The 17,320-nt window shown below is 57.2% G+C and carries 21 protein-coding genes; 6 read left to right on the forward strand and 15 right to left on the reverse strand.

The window, feature by feature from the left end; all coding sequences use genetic code 11:
• Window positions 1-63: 63 nt before the first annotated feature.
• From PXT33_RS06140 to PXT33_RS06155, 4 genes are all read right to left on the reverse strand, one after another.
• Entirely contained in the window at window positions 64-963 is a 900-nt protein-coding gene (locus PXT33_RS06140; RefSeq protein WP_332376113.1) for a 4Fe-4S binding protein, read from the reverse strand.
• On the reverse strand, window positions 960-1,418 hold the full coding sequence (locus PXT33_RS06145; RefSeq protein ID WP_120080711.1) for an FMN-binding protein: 459 nt from the start codon (window positions 1,416-1,418) through the stop codon (window positions 960-962). The genes PXT33_RS06140 and PXT33_RS06145 overlap by 4 nt, the downstream gene beginning before the upstream one ends.
• Entirely contained in the window at window positions 1,415-2,524 is a 1,110-nt protein-coding gene (locus tag PXT33_RS06150; RefSeq protein ID WP_332376114.1) for an FMN-binding protein, read from the reverse strand. Before PXT33_RS06150 ends, PXT33_RS06145 begins: the two co-directional genes overlap by 4 nt.
• Before the next feature lie 100 nt (window positions 2,525-2,624).
• On the reverse strand, window positions 2,625-3,461 hold the full coding sequence (locus PXT33_RS06155) for a hypothetical protein (protein ID WP_332376115.1): 837 nt from the start codon (window positions 3,459-3,461) through the stop codon (window positions 2,625-2,627).
• 288 nt (window positions 3,462-3,749) lie between these two features.
• On the opposite strand from PXT33_RS06155, the gene PXT33_RS06160 reads away from it, so the two are divergent.
• The 3 genes from PXT33_RS06160 to PXT33_RS06170 all read left to right on the forward strand — a co-directional run bounded on the left by PXT33_RS06160 (window position 3,750) and on the right by PXT33_RS06170 (window position 5,650).
• Window positions 3,750-4,532, forward strand: coding sequence for a ZIP family metal transporter (locus PXT33_RS06160; protein WP_332376116.1), 783 nt, complete (start codon window positions 3,750-3,752; stop codon window positions 4,530-4,532).
• Between the two features lie 247 nt (window positions 4,533-4,779).
• Window positions 4,780-5,391, forward strand: coding sequence for a methyltransferase domain-containing protein (locus tag PXT33_RS06165; RefSeq protein WP_332376117.1), 612 nt, complete (start codon window positions 4,780-4,782; stop codon window positions 5,389-5,391).
• A gap of 22 nt (window positions 5,392-5,413) precedes the next feature.
• Window positions 5,414-5,650: a hypothetical protein gene (locus tag PXT33_RS06170; protein WP_243139131.1), complete on the forward strand. Its 237-nt coding sequence runs from the start codon at window positions 5,414-5,416 to the stop codon at window positions 5,648-5,650.
• A gap of 87 nt (window positions 5,651-5,737) precedes the next feature.
• On the opposite strand, the gene PXT33_RS06175 is transcribed toward PXT33_RS06170, so the two are convergent.
• The 3 genes from PXT33_RS06175 to PXT33_RS06185 all read right to left on the reverse strand — a co-directional run bounded on the left by PXT33_RS06175 (window position 5,738) and on the right by PXT33_RS06185 (window position 8,217).
• Window positions 5,738-6,868 carry an SLC13 family permease gene (locus tag PXT33_RS06175; RefSeq protein WP_332376118.1) on the reverse strand — a complete coding sequence of 377 codons (1,131 nt, stop codon included), beginning with the start codon at window positions 6,866-6,868 and terminating at the stop codon, window positions 5,738-5,740.
• 123 nt (window positions 6,869-6,991) lie between these two features.
• A complete protein-coding gene (locus PXT33_RS06180; protein ID WP_332376119.1) occupies window positions 6,992-7,450 on the reverse strand; it encodes a threonine/serine exporter family protein in 459 nt (152 codons plus the stop codon).
• On the reverse strand, window positions 7,447-8,217 hold the full coding sequence (locus tag PXT33_RS06185) for a threonine/serine exporter family protein (RefSeq protein WP_005939719.1): 771 nt from the start codon (window positions 8,215-8,217) through the stop codon (window positions 7,447-7,449). Before PXT33_RS06185 ends, PXT33_RS06180 begins: the two co-directional genes overlap by 4 nt.
• 425 nt (window positions 8,218-8,642) lie before the next feature.
• On the opposite strand from PXT33_RS06185, the gene PXT33_RS06190 reads away from it, so the two are divergent.
• Complete coding sequence (locus tag PXT33_RS06190; RefSeq protein ID WP_005939725.1) at window positions 8,643-9,113, forward strand: Hsp20/alpha crystallin family protein; 471 nt, start codon at window positions 8,643-8,645, stop codon at window positions 9,111-9,113.
• 342 nt (window positions 9,114-9,455) lie between these two features.
• On the opposite strand, the gene PXT33_RS06195 is transcribed toward PXT33_RS06190, so the two are convergent.
• Both PXT33_RS06195 and PXT33_RS06200 read right to left on the reverse strand, forming a co-directional pair.
• Window positions 9,456-9,584: an oxaloacetate decarboxylase gene (locus PXT33_RS06195; RefSeq protein WP_097782029.1), complete on the reverse strand. Its 129-nt coding sequence runs from the start codon at window positions 9,582-9,584 to the stop codon at window positions 9,456-9,458.
• 13 nt (window positions 9,585-9,597) lie between these two features.
• Window positions 9,598-10,728, reverse strand: a complete 1,131-nt coding sequence (locus PXT33_RS06200; RefSeq protein ID WP_005939727.1) for a sodium ion-translocating decarboxylase subunit beta — start codon at window positions 10,726-10,728, stop codon at window positions 9,598-9,600.
• A 464-nt stretch (window positions 10,729-11,192) separates the two neighbouring features.
• Here PXT33_RS06200 and PXT33_RS06205 point away from each other — a divergent pair, with 464 nt between their 5' ends.
• A complete protein-coding gene (locus tag PXT33_RS06205; RefSeq protein WP_097774744.1) occupies window positions 11,193-11,675 on the forward strand; it encodes a peptide-methionine (S)-S-oxide reductase in 483 nt (160 codons plus the stop codon).
• Window positions 11,676-11,677: 2 nt separating this feature from the next.
• Window positions 11,678-11,818: a hypothetical protein gene (locus PXT33_RS06210; RefSeq protein ID WP_242959377.1), complete on the forward strand. Its 141-nt coding sequence runs from the start codon at window positions 11,678-11,680 to the stop codon at window positions 11,816-11,818.
• Between the two features lie 102 nt (window positions 11,819-11,920).
• On the opposite strand, the gene fabZ is transcribed toward PXT33_RS06210, so the two are convergent.
• From fabZ to PXT33_RS06240, 6 genes are read right to left on the reverse strand one after another with little or no spacing between them, the layout of a single operon-like run.
• A complete protein-coding gene (fabZ, locus tag PXT33_RS06215) occupies window positions 11,921-12,391 on the reverse strand; it encodes a 3-hydroxyacyl-ACP dehydratase FabZ (protein WP_249235706.1) in 471 nt (156 codons plus the stop codon).
• A gap of 3 nt (window positions 12,392-12,394) precedes the next feature.
• Window positions 12,395-13,633 (reverse strand): beta-ketoacyl-ACP synthase II, encoded by a 1,239-nt coding sequence (fabF, locus tag PXT33_RS06220; protein ID WP_332376120.1) that lies wholly within the window; start codon window positions 13,631-13,633, stop codon window positions 12,395-12,397.
• Window positions 13,634-13,648: 15 nt separating this feature from the next.
• The gene (gene fabG / locus PXT33_RS06225; RefSeq protein ID WP_097774746.1) at window positions 13,649-14,398 is read right to left on the reverse strand and encodes a 3-oxoacyl-[acyl-carrier-protein] reductase; all 750 of its coding nucleotides are present in this window, start codon (window positions 14,396-14,398) and stop codon (window positions 13,649-13,651) included.
• The gene (gene fabD / locus PXT33_RS06230; protein WP_097782026.1) at window positions 14,395-15,327 is read right to left on the reverse strand and encodes an ACP S-malonyltransferase; all 933 of its coding nucleotides are present in this window, start codon (window positions 15,325-15,327) and stop codon (window positions 14,395-14,397) included. The genes fabG and fabD overlap by 4 nt, the downstream gene beginning before the upstream one ends.
• Complete coding sequence (locus PXT33_RS06235; RefSeq protein ID WP_332376677.1) at window positions 15,324-16,391, reverse strand: nitronate monooxygenase family protein; 1,068 nt, start codon at window positions 16,389-16,391, stop codon at window positions 15,324-15,326. Before PXT33_RS06235 ends, fabD begins: the two co-directional genes overlap by 4 nt.
• Window positions 16,385-17,320, reverse strand: a complete 936-nt coding sequence (locus PXT33_RS06240; protein ID WP_294648257.1) for a DUF561 domain-containing protein — start codon at window positions 17,318-17,320, stop codon at window positions 16,385-16,387. Before PXT33_RS06240 ends, PXT33_RS06235 begins: the two co-directional genes overlap by 7 nt.

Genomic DNA, 17,320 nt, shown 5'->3' on the forward strand with positions numbered 1-17,320 from the left:
ATAGATCTCCCAGCCAAAAGGAGGCTGCTGCACAAATACTGCGCAGCAGCCTCCTTTTTTAGTTCAGATGAATCGGCAAAAGCCCAGCCAGCAGCCCAGCAGGAAAAAGAGCAGCGCCTTGCCCAGCACCGGCAGCCACGGGTGCTTGCAAAGGGCCAAATCCCACCGGTGGATGTTCTGCTTGGGGCAGGTGCCAACGCAGGCTTCACAGGCGATGCATTCCCCGCTGCGCAGGCTGTTTTCCTCCAGCTTCAGGCACACCGGGCACTGCTGCTTGCAGGCATTGCAGCCCGGGATGCAGCCGTCGCTCTGCCGGTGCAGCCGCGCAAATGGCAGCACCGGCAGCAGGGCAAACACCGCTCCCATGGGGCAGAGGAACTGACAGAAGAACTGGGGCTGCACCGCCATACCCAGCAAAATGAGCACAAGCAGCCCGATGCCCACACCAAAGCCCTCCGGCGGCAGATGCAGGGCCGTCAGGCAGGAAAACACCTCCCACGGGCTTGCGCCGGTCAGCATCTTTTCCTGCCGGGTCACATACAGTGCTACCAGCCCTGCCAGCAGCAGATATTTGACCTTCTGCCCCAAAAGCACCGCTCGCTCCGGCAGACGGAGCTGCTTTTTGCGGTGGAACAGCTTTTTTTGAATAAGCCCGGAAAGCGCCCAGACGGCATCGCCCAAGCTGCCGAAGGCGCAGGCATACCCACAGAAAAAACGGTCGAAAAGCAGGGTGAAGCCGCACAGCCCCAGCAGGGAAAGTGTGAAGCTGTCCACAGAGAGCACCTCGCCTGCACCGATGTGCAGAAAGATCTGTTTTACCCCGGAAAACCCGGCCACGAATGCGCCCGGCATGGACACAAAGAAGAACAACTGCACCCCGGTGCGCAGCCATGTATGGCGCTTTTTGTCCCGCTGACGCTGCTGCGCCGCTGTTAAAGGCTTTGCCTGTGTTTTTTCCATCATCCTGCCGCCTTTCCCAGTGCGTTCTCTACCGCACCGATAAGTCCTTCTGCCGTGAGGGTAGCGCCGGAAACGGTATCCACCTCAGCAGACTGCACTGCCAGCATCTCGTCCAGCAAAGGCAGCGCCTGCTTATAGTAGGGCTTATCCTCGCCGGAAGCATCCAGCACCGCAATATCGGTCATTTTTCCGTTCTGGATAGTCACCGACACCTGAATGACATCGCCAAAACCATAGGCGCTGCCCTCATAGATGCCGTCCCGGTAGCCGCTCTGCTCTGCCTGTGCTGCGCTCTGCGCCTGCAAAACGGAAGCATTGTAGGCTTCAACTTCGGCAATTTCCTGCTTGCGCTGGCTTACCGCTGTCGCCCGAATCAGCGCCACCTGCTGGTATTGCCACAGTACCCCCAAAATGAGCAGCAGGTTCACCGCCCGGAGGAGAAAATTTTTGTATTTCATTCTGCTGCTCCTTCCGTTTCAGATTCAATCCCGGTCTCTTCCGGCGGCAGTGCCGGCTCGGATGTCGGCAGCACTTCCTCAGAAGATGCCGGTTCCGGTTCAGAGGATGCCGGTGCATCTGCCGGGAAAAGCTGCTGCCATACTTCCTTGAGCCACACGGGAACGGCGCTCTTTTCCTCCGGCTGCACCACCTCCACGGTGGGCGCGGTGACCGGCGTTTCCCCGGGCTCTGCTGCTTCAGACGGTGCGGTTCCCTCTGCCGTCTCTTCCGATGCAGTCTGCTCCGGAGCGGTTTTCTCTGCCGGGGCAACAGCGGCCTTTGCCAGTGCCAGCTTGACTGCGTTCAGAATTCCGGTGGAGGAGTAGGTGGCGCCGGAAACAGTATCCACGTTGGGGCTTTGTCCCTCCAGAATGGCGGGGATGACCTGTTTTGCCCGGGAGAGATATTCCTCCTCGTCCTCGGCGCTCAGGATCGTGATATCGGTAATTTTATCCTCTGCCACCGTGACCTGCACTGTGATCTGCCCCTCAAAGCCCATGGCTTCGGCAGTGTAGATGCCGTCCAAGTAGATGGAGGGAGCCGTAAATTCCTCCACCACAAGCGTTGCAGCGGGCTTTGGCTGGGGCGGCAGGGGATTGTTGACCACCTCGCCGGTCAGGGCGTTCTGCACTGCGCCCAGAATGCCCCGGCTGGTATAGGTGGCCTCGGAAACGGCATCCACCTCCCAGCTCTGAGTCTCCACCACGGTGGTCAAAAGCCGCTTGGCACGCCGCAGAAACTGCTTGGTCTCGTGGGATGCGTCCAAGATCTCCGCCTCCGTGATGCTGCCGTTTTCCATGGTGACCTGTACTCGGACGGCACCGCCGTAGCCCCGGGAAGAGCCGACGTAAACGCCGTCGGCATAGGGCAGCTTGGGCAGGGTTTCTTCCTCCGCTTCGGAGGAAGCGGCTTCCACAGGCTGCTCCACCACGGTTGTCAGCTTTTCCGGCACGGCGGCCAGCACCGGAACGGTGCGGGGCAGGGCAAAAAGTACAGCTGCCGCTGCCGCCACCGTCGGGAAAAGCTGCACCAGCGGCAGCAGTGTATGGCATCGTTTTTTGTTCATTCCCACTCCTCCTGACACGGAAAAGCAAGGCCGCCTGATGCCAAGCGACCTTGCCGTTTTGTGTTATATTTTACAATAAATTAGGCAGTTTCCCGTGTATTCACAGCGCCACATTGACCGGCAGGACATACACGCCGTCGGCGGCGTAGAAGGTGATCTGAGTAATCGTTTTGCCGATGATGGATGCAAAGTAAGGATCATCGGCATTGAAGCCCAGCTTGGTACCATGCCAGATGTTGGTCACATGATGCAGGCCGTACTCACTGCCATCGGCGGTGGTCAGAACTACGCCGTAGACCTTGTTGGCCTTGTAGTCCAGATCAAAGCCGGAGATTTTCATCTCGTAGGTGGCATGGTGACCGTTGGTATTCAGCTCCACAGTGGTGCCCTCTACGGTGGTCTCGGTGGCGTGGACCTTGCCAAACTCCCACTTGCCGCTCAGCAGGTTATACCATGCGGTGATGTAGTAGGCAGGGGTCTCACTGAGATTGTAGTAAGCGTAGCTCTCGTTCTCAAACAAGGCATCTGCGCCGGTGTAGGTGGTGGTGGATTCCTTGCCCTTCAGGGTAACGGTAATGTCGTAGCTGTCGGCATCGGTGACCTGCTTTGCATTCTTCAGCGCCCACGGGGTCAGCACCTTGACCGGGAAGGAAACGCCGGTGATGTCGGAGCCGTCCGCGTTGACGTGGTAGGAACCGGCGGCAAGGTTGCCTGCACGGGTCTTGTTCCTGGTGGCGCTGGTCACAGCGTCGATCTCAGATGCGTTGTCCACACCGGCGGCCTTGTAGAAGTCGGCGTAGGGGATGTTCATCTGGACATAGCTGGAGGTCAGGCAGTTTTCCTGTTCCACCTCTTCCGCAGCGAAGGCCGGGACTGCCACAGCGCATACCAGCATAGCGGCCGCAAGTGCACCTGCAAATACTTTTTTCAATCTCATGGTAACACACCTCTATCTCAGTTTTGAAAAAATAGTTAGCTTTGTCTAACAATTGGCGCAAAAAATACAGGGGAAAACCCCTCAGATGGTTAGGTAAAACAAATTCGCGAAGTAAAAATAGCACTCCCACAGGGCGTTGTCAAGTAGAAACCGGAAAGTTTGCAGGGGTGAATTTTTCGATGCAGGAAACGATCTGCATCCTCTATACCGCAAAGCCCTTGACCTTTTTGCCGGAGCGCAGTATACTTTTTGCGGAGTTAGTTGCGAATAACCGCAAGGAGGTACTACATGATACAAGACGCGTTCTGGGGGATCCTGATTCCATTTCTAGGCACAAGCCTTGGAGCGGGCTGTGTGTTCTTTTTGAAAAACTCTTTGCGCGACAGCGTCCAGCGGGCGTTGACCGGCTTTGCCGCCGGGGTCATGGTGGCGGCATCGGTATGGAGCTTGCTGATCCCGGCTATGGAGCAGGCCGCAGATCTGGGCAGGCTGGCGTTTTTCCCGGCGGTGGTGGGTTTCTGGCTGGGCATCCTGTTTTTGCTGCTGCTGGACCATCTCATCCCGCATCTGCACCAGAACAGCTTGCAGGCCGAAGGGCCAAAAAGCCAGCTCCAGCGCACCACCATGATGGTTCTGGCGGTGACGCTGCACAACATCCCGGAGGGTATGGCAGTGGGCGTGGTCTATGCCGGCTACCTTGCTGGAACGGCTCAGATCACCGCCGCCGGGGCGCTGGCACTTTCCCTTGGCATTGCCATCCAGAACTTCCCGGAGGGGGCTATCATCTCCATGCCACTGCGGGCGGAAGGAATGAAAAAAGGCCGGGCGTTCTGGGGCGGCGTACTGTCCGGCATCGTAGAGCCCATCGGGGCAGTGTTGACGATTCTGGCGGCAGGCATCGTGGTGCCCGCGTTGCCCTATCTGCTCAGCTTTGCCGCCGGAGCCATGCTGTATGTGGTGGTGGAGGAACTAATCCCGGAAATGTCGCAGAGGCAGCACTCCAACGTTGGCACGGTGTTTTTCGCGGTGGGCTTCAGCGTGATGATGGTGCTGGATGTGGCACTGGGGTGACGGTTGGGGGTTCCCAAAAGCGAAATCTCTTTCGGAATACCCGAAAATGCCTAAACTCCTTGACAGAGGAGACGGCAGGGCGTATTATTTTGGCAGAAGGACCGCTGAGAAGCGGCTTTTTATAGAATGAAAAGTTAGCATTGCCTAACTCACAGCACGAGGAATTGCGGGCCTGTCATCCGGTGCAGTGGGCGCATCTGGTAAAAAGCATTGCATTGTGAACGGTAAACAGAAAGAGGGTGGCGTTATGTCCTTTTTTGAAAATACCCGAAAGCCCGTAGGCCTTGGCGGGAAGATCATGGTTGCTATGATGAACTTTGGACACAGCGCAATGGCAGAATGGGGGCTGCGCTTTTTACAGCCTGCCCCGGATGCCATGGTGCTGGACTGCGGCTGCGGCGGTGGAGCGAACATTAAAACGTTGTTGAAACTGTGCCCCAACGGCAAGGTGCAGGGCATCGACTACTCAGCCGTCAGTGTGGAAAAAGCGCGAAAGGTCAATGCCAGAGCCATTGCAGCAGGACGGTGTACCGTGCAACAGGCAAGCGTGGCAGAACTGCCGTTTAAAGCGGAGCAGTTTGATGTGGTGACCGCCTTTGAAACGGTCTACTTCTGGCCGGAGCTTGCACAGAATTTCAGAGAGGTTTATCGAGTGCTGAAGCCCGGCGGGGTCTTTTTCATCTGTAACGAAGCGAACGGCGAAACGACAAAAGACGACAAATGGACGCAGATCATCAATGGCATGACCATCTATACGGATACTGCACTGAAAGCGTATCTGGAACAAGCAGGATTCTGTCAGATCCAAAGCCACAAAAATAAAAAGGGCTGGCTGTGCGTTACGGCGCAAAAGCGGTGAAAGAGTGTAAGGAGGACGGAGCATGGAACGAAAAGAAGCGATTCGCAGCGCCTATCGGCTGACGGGCGGCAACAATTTTTATGATGGTATGATCACCTGCTCCACCCTGAGCGGGAAAGCGGTGTGCCGTCTGGTGTGGGACATGAACAAGGTGGAAAACGATGCCTATCTGGAAAAGGCACTGTCCGGCATCCCGGAGCATTTTTCCGGCAAGCTGCTGGAGGTGCCGGTGGGCACCGGCATTCTGACCATACGATAAAACCAAAGGGAGTTCTGCCTGGACATTCGTCCGTGACGGAACTTCCCTTTTTAGCTTTATAGAAAAACCATAAGTCATCTGCCACGGTCAGCGGAGCAAAAACCACACACCCAGCAGGATCGCAAGGAAGATCAGGTTGGACAGGGTGAACAGCCCAAAATACTGCTTCTTCCCCTGTGGCAGCTCCCGTGCGATCTGTCGGTAGGAAATAAGACTGGCCATGGATGCGATCAAAGTGCCAAGACCTCCCAGATTGGTGCCGATGATGAGGGCTTGTGTCTCTGCCGTGAACCCGGACAGCAGCAGGGCGGCGGGAACATTACTGGTGACCTGCGAAGCAAGAACCGCCACAAGAACTTCCCGGCCGGTCAGAAACTCCTGCAGCCAGCCGGAAAAGGCCGGAATGCGCCCCAGATTGCCAATGAAGATGAAAAAAGCCACAAAGGTCAAAAGCAGGGAATAGTCCACTGCCCGTAAGGTGTGCGGGTCTGCAAAAAGGGCGCAGACGAGTACAGCGACAAAGGCAATGCCATAAGGCAACACCCGGATCACGGACAGCAGGCAAACGGCAAACAGAACCAGATACAGCAGGATGATCTTCTGATCTCCCTGAGATGCAGAAGAAGAAACAAGCTCGTCCACGGAGAGGGCGGCAGAGGCTTTCCGGCAGACCAGCGCTGCCCAAGCCAGCAGCAGGAGCAGAGAGACCAGGGTGTAGGGCAGCATAAGAAGAACAAATTCCCCGGTGCTCATGCCGCTTTTTCCGTAAAGATAGAGGTTCTGCGGGTTGCCGATGGGGGTCAGCATACTGCCAAGGTTTGCCGCAATGGTCTGCATACAGACCACCGGGATCAGAAGGGAGCGGCGGACATCCGCTCCCAGACGGCTCAGGACCACGAACGTAAAGGGAACGAAGGTCAGCAGGGAAACATCGTTGGTGATGAACATGCTTCCGAAAAAGCACAGCCCGACCAGTACCAGCGTCAGCTGAAAGGTGCTGTGGGTACGGGACAGCAATGCCCGGCCCAGTCCATCAAAAAAGCCCTGCCGCCGCAGCCCGGCCATGACCGTCATCAGGGAAAACAAAATCGCCAGCGTGCGCAGGTTGATGTAGCCGAGATACTGCGCATCCGGCAGAACAAAGAAGGCGGAGACAACGGCCAGCACAGCGGCTGCGGTGAGGACCGTTTCCTGCTGAATGAATTGTTTGAGTTTCATAGAGACACATCCTTGTAATTGTAAAGGCAGCCCTGCTGCGGTGCCGGACGGCCTTTTTCCGTATTTCAGAGCAGCAGCTCAAACGACCCGATCATCAGGGGCATTCTTCAATGTGGAAGATCGCTACTTTCCCGAAGAACGGATTGCAAGTGCGTGCAGCTTCCGGCTCAAATCGGCCAGGCACCATGCGATTGCCATACCGCCGGCAATTCCAAGAGCGGCCAGAAAGGTCTGCTCTCCGAAATGCTCTGCAGCAGACAAATCATTGGAGACGACTGCGTTCATGCAGTAGTAGAGGGTGCTTCCGGGAATGAGGGGAATGGCAGCAGTGATGAAGAAAGGCGTAGAGGGTGCATTGCAGCATCGGGCAAGAATTTCGGCATACAGAGCGGCACAGAAACCGGCCAACAGATTGGCAAGAAAGACGCTGTGCAGGGTGTTGGCGGCAAGAAGATAAGCCAGCCATGCCAGAAGTCCGCCTACACCGGCGGCGAGTAAGTAGCGCCGGTTCAGATTGAAGATCAGTCCGAAACCGACCGAACCAAGGGCAGCACTGAGCAACTGCGAAAAAACCTGTATCATGCGGAAATTCCTCCCATCAACCAGATGGCGGCCATCATGCCGAGTGCAAGGGTGGCGGCCATCAGAATGGCTTCCACCAGTCGAAGAGAGCCGGAAATAATGTCCCCAAGTAAGATGTCCCGGATGGAATTTGTCAGCATGATGCCGGGAATCAGCAGCATGATGATACCAATCAGAACTTTATCGGCATGAAACTGCATCCCAAAGCGGCAGAGCAGCAGAGTGGAGACACCGCTGAGAAATGATGCTATAAACTGAAATTCTACGCCATTCATACAAAAAGGCGAGAGATAGCGCTCCATCCAGCAAATCAGAACGGCAATGCCGCCGGCCAGCAGGCCGTCCCAGAGATTTCCACCAAAGAAGATGGCAAAACTGGAAGCAGCCAACACACTGCCGGCAAGATGCAGTCTTGGGTCCGGATGCTGTGCCAGAATGGCATTCAGCTGGCGCTGAAACTCTTCTATGGAAGGAGGCGCTGTGCAGATACGGCGGCTGAGCGCATTGAGCTTTTCCAATGTCAGCAGGTCATTGCTGGCAGCGTGACGCAGGCGGCGGGTCTCGGTCTGCGGCGGCAGCGAGGGCATGGTAAGCGTGACCACGATGCTGGATGTGATCACGAATACATTCACATCTTCTGCCCCATAGGCGATTGCGATCCGGTTCAAAGTGTCCTCAACGCGGAATACTTCTGCGCCGCTGTTTTGTAAAGCTTCGCCCATTCGGACCAGAATGTGGAGAAAATGACTGATCTCGGTCTCTTCCACAATATCACGCTCTTTTCATCTCGGTTTCTACATTATTATAGCGGGTGGACCGGCAGAACGCAAGACGCTGCAAGGACAGAGAGACTTTTTGATAACTGCATTGTTTACGCGGGCAATGGATCGCCTGGTTCTGAAAAAACGGCTTGCATCCGTTCTGTCACAGCGAAAGACTACGATTGGAGAAGAAAAAATTGAATCCAGTGCAAACGATTTTGCCGAGAATTGCATGAAATATTATAAAAGTATTATTCTTTTGTGAATTTTAGCACTCTACTATTGACACTGCTAATAAACAGTGTTATAACAGTGGCGTGCTCAGGAGAAAGGGGCATGAGGGAACCGCAAGGCTCCCGGGAAGACTCCGCTTCTGATGCACGATCTTGATTTTATGCCCGACCCGAACGCCGGGATTGGAGGGTTGTTTTATGTTTATGCCTGCTGTTTTCCATGAAAATCTGTTCGATGATTTCTTTGATCCGTTCTGGAACGACGGTGCGCTGGAGCGTGCAATGAATCGTGAAGAGCGTGAGACCTTCGGCAAGCGCGGCGCAAACATGATGAAAACCGATGTGAAGCAGACCGCCGATGGCAACTATGATGTGGCTGTTGACCTGCCCGGCTGCAAGAAGGAAGACGTTCAGATGGAGCTGAGTGACGGCTACCTGACCATTCAGGCCGTCCGCAACCACTCCAATGACGAGAAGGACAACAATGGCCGTTATCTGCGCCGTGAGACCTTCTCCGGTACCTGTGCCCGCAGCTTCTATGTGGGTGATGCCGTGAAGAAGGAGGACATCCACGCAAAGTTCGAGGATGGCATCCTGCACATCGTACTGCCCGCACCGCAGCAGCAGAAGGCTCTGCCTGCGAATCCCAATCTCATTGAAATCGAATAACGTTTGTGCATCGGTGTGAGGAACACCGGCGCATAGAACCAACCCTCGGAGAACCGTAAAAAGCTCTTCGGGGGTTTTTGTATTCTGACATCTTTTCGGAAGTGAAAAAGCGTGGTACCCACAACACCGACACGCAAGAGGACGCAGCAGTCAATCTTTTTGAAACCGCCGTCAAACACGCATAAAAGCGAAAAGAACCCGCTTTCAACATCAAATTGAAGTGAAAGCGGGTTCTTTATTGAAGTGACACCAAGTTGTCACAAAATCACAGTTTTAGAAGGCCTGTGCATCATATTTATAGCGATATTTCGCCGTAAATTCGTTTCTACTTGATGGGGTGAATTATTTCCGACTTGTCAGCCGGTTGAGCAGCATCACAGCCAGGACAATAACACCAATGACGAGAAGAATGCCGACCATGCCGATGAGCATCATGGGCAGGGTGGTCATCCACGAAGAAAGATGAAGCATAAGTGTACCTCCGTTAAGCCATCAGGGTCAGAATCAGGCCGCCTGCAATGACGGATGCGATCTGCCCCGAAACGTTGACGCTGATGGAGTACATCAGCAGGAAATTCTGGTTATCTTCTTCCAATCCCATCTTGTTGACCACACGGCCGCTCATGGGGAAGGCGGAGATGCCGGCTGCACCGATCATCGGGTTCAGTTTTTTGCCTTCGGGCAGGAACAGGTTCAGCAGCTTTGCAAACAGCACGCCGCCTGCGGTATCAAAAACGAAGGCTACCAGACCCAGTGCAAGGATGAGCAGGGTATCGGGCCGGACAAACTTGTCAGCGGTCATCTGTCCGGCCACGGTCAGGCCCAGCACGATGGTGATGAGGTTTGCCAGCACATTCTGCGCGGTTTCGCTGAGGGCGTTCAGTACGCCGCACTCCCGCAGCAGGTTGCCGAACATCAGAAAACCAACTAGAGCTACACTGGCAGGAGCTACCATACCGGCAATGATGGTTACCACAATGGGGAACAGAATCTTCGTCAGCTGGCTGACATTGCCCTTTTCATAGGGCATCCGGATGCGGCGGTCCTTCTGGGTGGTCAGCAGTTTAATGACCGGCGGCTGCACGATGGGCACCAGAGCCATGTAACTGTACGCTGCCACCATGATGGCACCAAGGTACTGGGAGTTGAGGGTGTTAGCTACAAAAATGGCGGTGGGACCGTCCGCTGCACCAATGACAGCGATGGAAGCAGCATCCTTCAAATCAAAGAAGAAGCCTGCCAGAAACAGGGTGAAGAAAATACCAAACTGCGCTGCGGCACCAAAGAGCATGAGCCACGGTTTTTCCAGCAGGGGGCCAAAGTCGATCATAGCACCAATGCCGATGAAAAGCAGCAGGGGAAACAGCTCGTTGGACATGCCTGCTTCAAACAGGGCAGAAATGGGGCCTACGGTATCGCCCTGCGTGATGGCACCGGACAGCGGAAGATTGACCAGAATGGCACCAAAGCCCATGGGTAAAAGCAGGCTCGGCTCCATTTTTTTGGCGATGGCAAGGTAGATGAGCAATGCACCAATGCCCCACATCACCACCATCTGCCAAGTCAGGTTTCCAAAATTGGAAAACAGACTTGCGAATGTGTTCAGAAAGTTCATAGTTTTCTTGCCTCCTATTGTGCTCCGGTACGGTGACAAGAAAAAGAGACTCCTGCCACAGCACCTTGTCTGTGACAAAAGTCTCAAGCGAACACATGACATCGGGCATTTCTGCCGTGATGACGCTGCCATGCAGCAGTCTCCCGAAGAATAAGCCGGAACACTGCCCTTTACTCCCTTTTATCAGATGTATTAAAACAGAATATGGGAAAACTGTCAAGAAAAATACAGAAATCTTTTCTGTATCTTATGAGGGTTCTTCCGCTGTGGTTCATGCAAGCTGATTACAGCAAAGCATTTCTGGAAGCCCATCGAGAGAAAATCACTCTGCATAAGGCGGCCCCGGAGAGCTGCGATAAGCCCTCCGGGGCCATTTTTGTTTTCCGATATCTTTCCGACAGTGGAAAAGCGTGGTAGAATAGGAGCAAAGCTGATATATGATCAACAGGAAGGGGAAAATCAAGATGGAAACGGTCTATATCGCAGGCGGATGCCTTTGGGGCGTACAGCATTTTTTTGACACAGTGCCTGGTGTACAGATGACTGAAGCCGGCAGAGCCAACGGAACAACGAGTTCTCTGGATGGCCCATACGATGGATATGCAGAATGCGTAAAAGTGGTCTATGATGAGAAAAACACAAGCATTTCAGAACTGATGGCACACCTGTTTGAGATCATCGACCCCTACAGCCTGAACAAACAGGGCGTGGACGTTGGAAAAAAGTACCGGACAGGGCTGTACAGTACAGATCCCAGACATCTGGAAGAAGCAAGAGCTTTTATAAACGGCCGGGAGGACCGGGACAAGATCATGCTGGAAGTGCTGCCGCTGACAAATTATGTCCGGAGCGCTGAGGAGCATCAGCACCATCTGGAACGGCACCCTGAAGACTGCAGTTACTGCCATATCCCGGATGCTGTCCTGAACAGATACAGAAATCAGTAAATATGCGATCCTACCATTGCAGTAACACCAATGGAAAGTATCAGGAGCAGGAGAGTGCCCCGCTGGTGCGGGAATTTCTGGCGGATACTGGCATGACGGCGGCGCAGATCGACCGGGTGGCCTATCTGGTGGGGCACCACTGATGGTTCTGGATGTGGCGCTTGGCTGAGAGAGCGAAGCGGCTTCTCAATGGTAAAATAACGGAAAACACCCCTGTGAGCTTTTTTAAACTCACAGGGGTGTTTTTAGGCGTTGGGGTCGGTCAGCACAAAGGTCAGCTCAGCGGTGGCGGCGCACTTGCCGTCCACCCACGCCGAGGCTTTGCCCACGCCCACCGGGCCGTGCTGCTCTACCAGTTCACAGTGCAGGGTGAGCACATCGCCGGGGGTGACCTGCTTGCGGAAGCGGGCATTCTTGATGCCGCCGAAGAGGGCCAGTTTGCCCTTGTTCTCCGGCAGGCTGAGCGCCGCAACGGCACCGGTCTGGGCCAGTGCTTCCAGAATGAGCACTCCCGGCATCACCGGCTGGCCGGGAAAATGTCCGCAGAAAAATTCCTCATTGCGGCTCACGCACTTGCGGCCGATGGCCCACTGGCCCGGCTCGTAGTCCAGAATGCGGTCCACAAGAGCAAAGGGATAGCGGTGCGGCAGAAGCGCCGCGATCTCCTCGCTGTTCAGGGTGTTTGCGTCTGCACGCACGGTGCGGGGTTCTGCCATGGGTCAGCCCTCCCATCTGCGCAGGGCGATGCAGGCGTTGTGCCCGCCAAAGCCCAGACTGTTGCTCAGTGCGTAGATCATGGCCTGCGCACGGCCAGTGTTCGGCACATAGTCCAGATCACATTCGGGATCGGGCTGCTCATAGTGGATGGTGGGCGGCGCAAACTGGTCATGCAGGGCCAGCGCTGTAAATACGGCTTCAATGCCGCCCGCACCGCCCAGCAGATGGCCGGTCATGCTCTTGGTGCTCACCACAGTCAGCTGCTTTGCGTGTTCGCCGAACACCGCATGGATGGCGGCGGTCTCGCAGGCATCGTTCATGTGGGTGCCGGTGCCGTGGGCGTTGATGTGGTCCACCTGCTCCGGTGCGATGCCTGCATCCGCCAGCGTCAGCGCCATGCAGTCGATGGCACCTGCGCCGCCGGGGGCGGGAGCGGTGAAGTGGTAGGCGTCGCAGTTGGCACCGTAGCCCACCACCTCAGCGTAGATGCGCGCACCACGGGCACGGGCATGCTCCAACTCTTCCAGCACCAGCACGCCGCTGCCTTCGCCCATCACGAAGCCGCCGCGCCGTGCGTCAAAGGGCAGGCTGGCTGCATCCGGATCGGTCGCAGTGGAAAGCGCTTTCATGCTGGTAAAGCCGCCGATGCCCAGAGGGCTGATGCAGCTCTCTGCACCGCCGCAGACCATGGCGGTCTCGTAGCCGTCACGGATGCGGTGGAAGGCATCGCCTACGGCATTGGTGCCGCCGGCGCAGGCCGTCACCGGGCAGGTGCACATGCCCTTCAGGCCAAAGCGGATGGCCACCTGTGCCGCTGCCATGTTGGCAATGGACATGGGCACGAAATAGGGGCTTACCTTTTCCATGCCCTTCTCTTCACCACGGGTGTGCTGCTCCTCAATGGTGGGCAGACCGCCGATGCCGCTGGAAAGGATGACACCGATCTGTTTGGCTTCCGCTTCGGTGTCCAGACCGCTGTCTGCAACTGCTTCAGCGGCGGCAGCAAGGGCCAGAACGGTAAAGCGGGCCATCTTGCGGGCTTCCTTTTTGTCCACGATGGTTTCCGGGTCAAAGCCCTTCACCTCGCCTGCCAGCTTACATTTAAAATCGGTGGTATCGAACTGGGTAATGGGGCCGATGCCGCATTTGCCCGCTTTGGCAGCGGCCCAGCTGTCGGCGGTGTTGTTGCCCAGCGGGTTCACGGTGCCAAGGCCGGTGATCACGACTCTGCGTTTTTCCATGAGAGTTTTCTCCTTTTACATTGCCATGCCGCCGTCTGCACAGAGCACCTGCCCGGTGAGATAGCTGCTTTGTTCTGCGGCAAAAAATGCCACTGCATTTGCCACATCCTCCGGCTTTCCTGCGCGGCCTGCGGGGATGCCCTTTGCCATTTCGGCACGGACGGCTTCCGGCAGGGCGGCGGTCATGTCGGTCTCGATAAAGCCCGGCGCGACCGCATTCACGGTCACATTGCGGCTTGCCAGCTCGCGGGCAAGGCTTTTGGTCAGGCCGATCAGGCCCGCCTTGCTGGCGGCGTAATTGGTCTGGCCGGCGTTGCCCCGCAGGGCCACCACACTGGAAAGGTTCACGATGCGGCCCCAGCGCTGGCGCACCATGCGGCGGGCGGCCTCCTTGCAGCAGAGGAACGCACCCTTGAGGTTTGCGTTCAGCACTGCATCGAAGTCCTCTTCGCTCATGCGCAGGATCAGATTATCGCGGGTAATGCCCGCGTTGTTCACAAGGATATCCACCCGGCCAAAGGCATTCACCGCCTGTTCAAAGAGCGCTTTGCAGCCCTCGGCAGTGGAAACATCGGCCTGCACAGCCACGGCATTTGCGTTTTCGGCCTTGCACAGAGCCACCGTCTCGGCAGCTGCAGCTTCGCCGTGGCAGTAATTCACCACGACATTGCAGCCCTGCTTTGCCAGCTGGATGCACACAGCCCGGCCAATGCCCCGGCTTCCGCCAGTAACAACGGCGGTGCGGATGATCGTTTCTTCGCTCATAGCTCTTCCTTCCATGCTGTCAGTGCGGCGCTCAGCTGCTCCGGGGTCTCCACCGAAGCGCAGACCACGCCGGGCAGGGTCTTTTTCACAAAGCCAGCCAGAGCACTGCCCGGGCCAACTTCCAGAATATGGTCTACGCCCAGCTCACCGAGGCGGTGGAGCGTATCTTCCATGTAAACGCTGCTCTGCACCTGCTTCACGAGCAGGGCGGGGATGCTGTCCTGCTCAGCTTTTTCACGGCCAAGGCAGTTGAACAGCACCGGCACCTGCATCTCGCCAAAGGGCTCAGACGCAAAACGCTTTGCCAGTGCATCCCCGGCGGGGGCCATGAGACGGGTGTGGAACGGGCCGCTCACCTTGAGCGGGATGCAGCGGCGGGCACCGGCTTCTTTGGCCAGTGCGGCGGCTTTGTCCACAGCGGCTTTCTCGCCGCCGATGACCAGCTGACCCGGGCAGTTGTAGTTGCAGATCTGCACACAGCCGAGCTGTGCAGCCTGCTCACAGCAGGCTGCAAGTGCCTGCCGGTCAAGGTTCAGCACGGCGGTCATGCCGCAGTCGATGCCCTTTGCAGCTTCGGCCATGGCTTTGCCGCGGTAAGCGGCCAGCTCGATAGCCTGCTTTGCGGTGAACACCCCGGCAGCTTCCAGCGCGGAGTATTCGCCCAGCGAAAGCCCGGCCACATAAGCGGGTTTCACGCCCTGCTGGGCCAGCACTGCGGTCACGCCGCAGGCAAAGGCCACCATGCAGGGCTGGGTGTATTCGGTCTGATTCAAAAGGCCGTCCGGGTCCTCAAAGCAGACGCGGTGCAGATCGAAGTCCAGCTCTGCACTGTCAAATGCCGCCCGGAACGCGGGAGAGCCTTCGTAAAATTCTTTGCCCATGCCGGGGTGCTGTGCCCCCTGACCGGCATATAAAACGGCAAGCTTCATTGATTTTGCCTCCATTCGGTCACAAGTTCATCCATCAGCTCCTGTACCGTGCGCATCCGGTCCAGCCTGCCCACGTTGGCCCCGCAGAAGAACAGGCCCTCCTCCACATTGCCCTTTACGGCTTCGATGAGCGCGTGGGTGATGCAGTAGGGCACCTTGGCGGGGTCGCAGGTCTTCAGGCAGCGGGCACAGTGCCGGGGAGGGAAGCGGGTCCCCTCTGCCAGCGCCTGCACCAGCGGGGTGTTCAGTGCACGGCCCGGCATTCCCACCGGGCTGTGGATGATCCGTACATCCTCGGGCCGGGCGTTCAGCAGAACGTCCTTGTAGCCCTGGGATGCGTCGCACTCGTAGGTGGTGATAAAGCGGGTGGCAAGCTGTACGCCCGCAGCGCCCATTGCGGTAAAGTGGGCCATATCGGCACCGGTATACACGCCGCCTGCCACAAACACGGGGATGCTGTGGCCAAACTGTGCTTCAAAGGGCTTTACCTCGGCCAGCACCTCGGGCAGGATGTCGTCGAGGGTCTGGCATTTGCCTGCCAGCAGATCATCTTCGGCAAAGCCGAGGTGTCCGCCTGCCTTGCAGCCTTCGATCACCACAAAATCAGCGGTGCGGCCAAACTCTTTGGCCCAGCGGCGCAGGATGAGCTTTGCGGCTCTTCCGCTGGAAACGATGGGCGCGATGGCAACATCCGTTGTGCCCACGATGCCGGGCAGCTCCAACGGCAGGCCCGCGCCGGACACCACCGCGTCCACGCCCGCTTCCACAGCGGTGCGGATCGCGGCCGCATAATCCTGCGTTGCCACCATGGCGTTGATGGCTACCATGCCCGCGCCCTTTGCGATCTCCTTTGCCTTCCGGATCTCGGCGGTCAGTGCACGGTGGTTGGCACTTGCCGGGTCGCGGGCAAAGTCCGGCTCCCGGTAGCCTGCATCGGCGGTGGAGATGCACCCCATGCCGCCGCAGGCTGCAACAGCACCGGCCAGCCCGCCAAGGGAAACGCCCACACCCATGCCGCCCTGTAAGATGGGCACAGACAGGGTCTTTCTGCCGAGGGTCAGCATTCGGTGCTCAGCGCGGCAATGCGCTGCCTCCCGCTGTTCCACAGGTCTGCAAGAATATCCGCCACCGGGCGCACCTCGTGCAGCATGCCTGCCACCTGACCGGCCATCAGGCTTCCGGTGGTGGTGTCGCCCTCAAACACGGCGCGGCGCAGGCTGCCAAGGGTGTACTTTTCCAGCTCCATCTTGTCGGCACCGGCGTTTTCCTGCCGGACATATTCGCGGCTCATTCGGTTTTTCAGCACTCGCACCGGCGCACCCACGCTTCGGCCGGTCACGATGGTATCGCTGTCCTTGGCCTTGAGCAGGGCGGCTTTGTAGTTTTCATGGATGGGGCACTCCTCGCTCACCAGCAGGCAGGTGCCTACCTGCACGCCGCAGGCACCCAGAGCCAGAGCTGCTGCCAGCTGGCGGCCATCGGCGATGCCGCCAGCCGCAATGACGGGTACATTTACGGCATCCACCACCTGCGGCACCAGCGCCATGGTAGCCATTTCGCCCACATGGCCGCCGCTCTCGGTGCCCTCAGCAATGACAGCATCGATGCCCAGCGGCTCCAGATGCTTTGCCAGAACGGCGGCGGCGACAACCGGGATCACCTTGATGCCTGCCGCTTTCCACGCGGGGATATATTTGCCCGGGTTGCCTGCACCGGTGGTTACAACGGGCACGCCCTCTTCCACCACGATCTTGGCAAACTCATCTGCCTGCGGATGCATGAGCATGATGTTCACGCCAAAAGGCTTGTCGGTCAGCTCTTTGCAGCGGCGGATGTTCTGGCGCAGGGTGTCGGCGTTCATGCCGCCCGCACCAATGATGCCCAGCGCACCCGCGTTGGAGCAGGCGGCGGCAAACTCGCCGGTGGCAATGTTGGCCATGCCGCCCTGAATGATGGGGTATTTTGTGCCTAGAATTTCATTTAAAAGTTTCAT

This window comes from Faecalibacterium taiwanense, from assembly GCF_036632915.2.
Taxonomy (GTDB): domain Bacteria; phylum Bacillota; class Clostridia; order Oscillospirales; family Ruminococcaceae; genus Faecalibacterium; species Faecalibacterium taiwanense.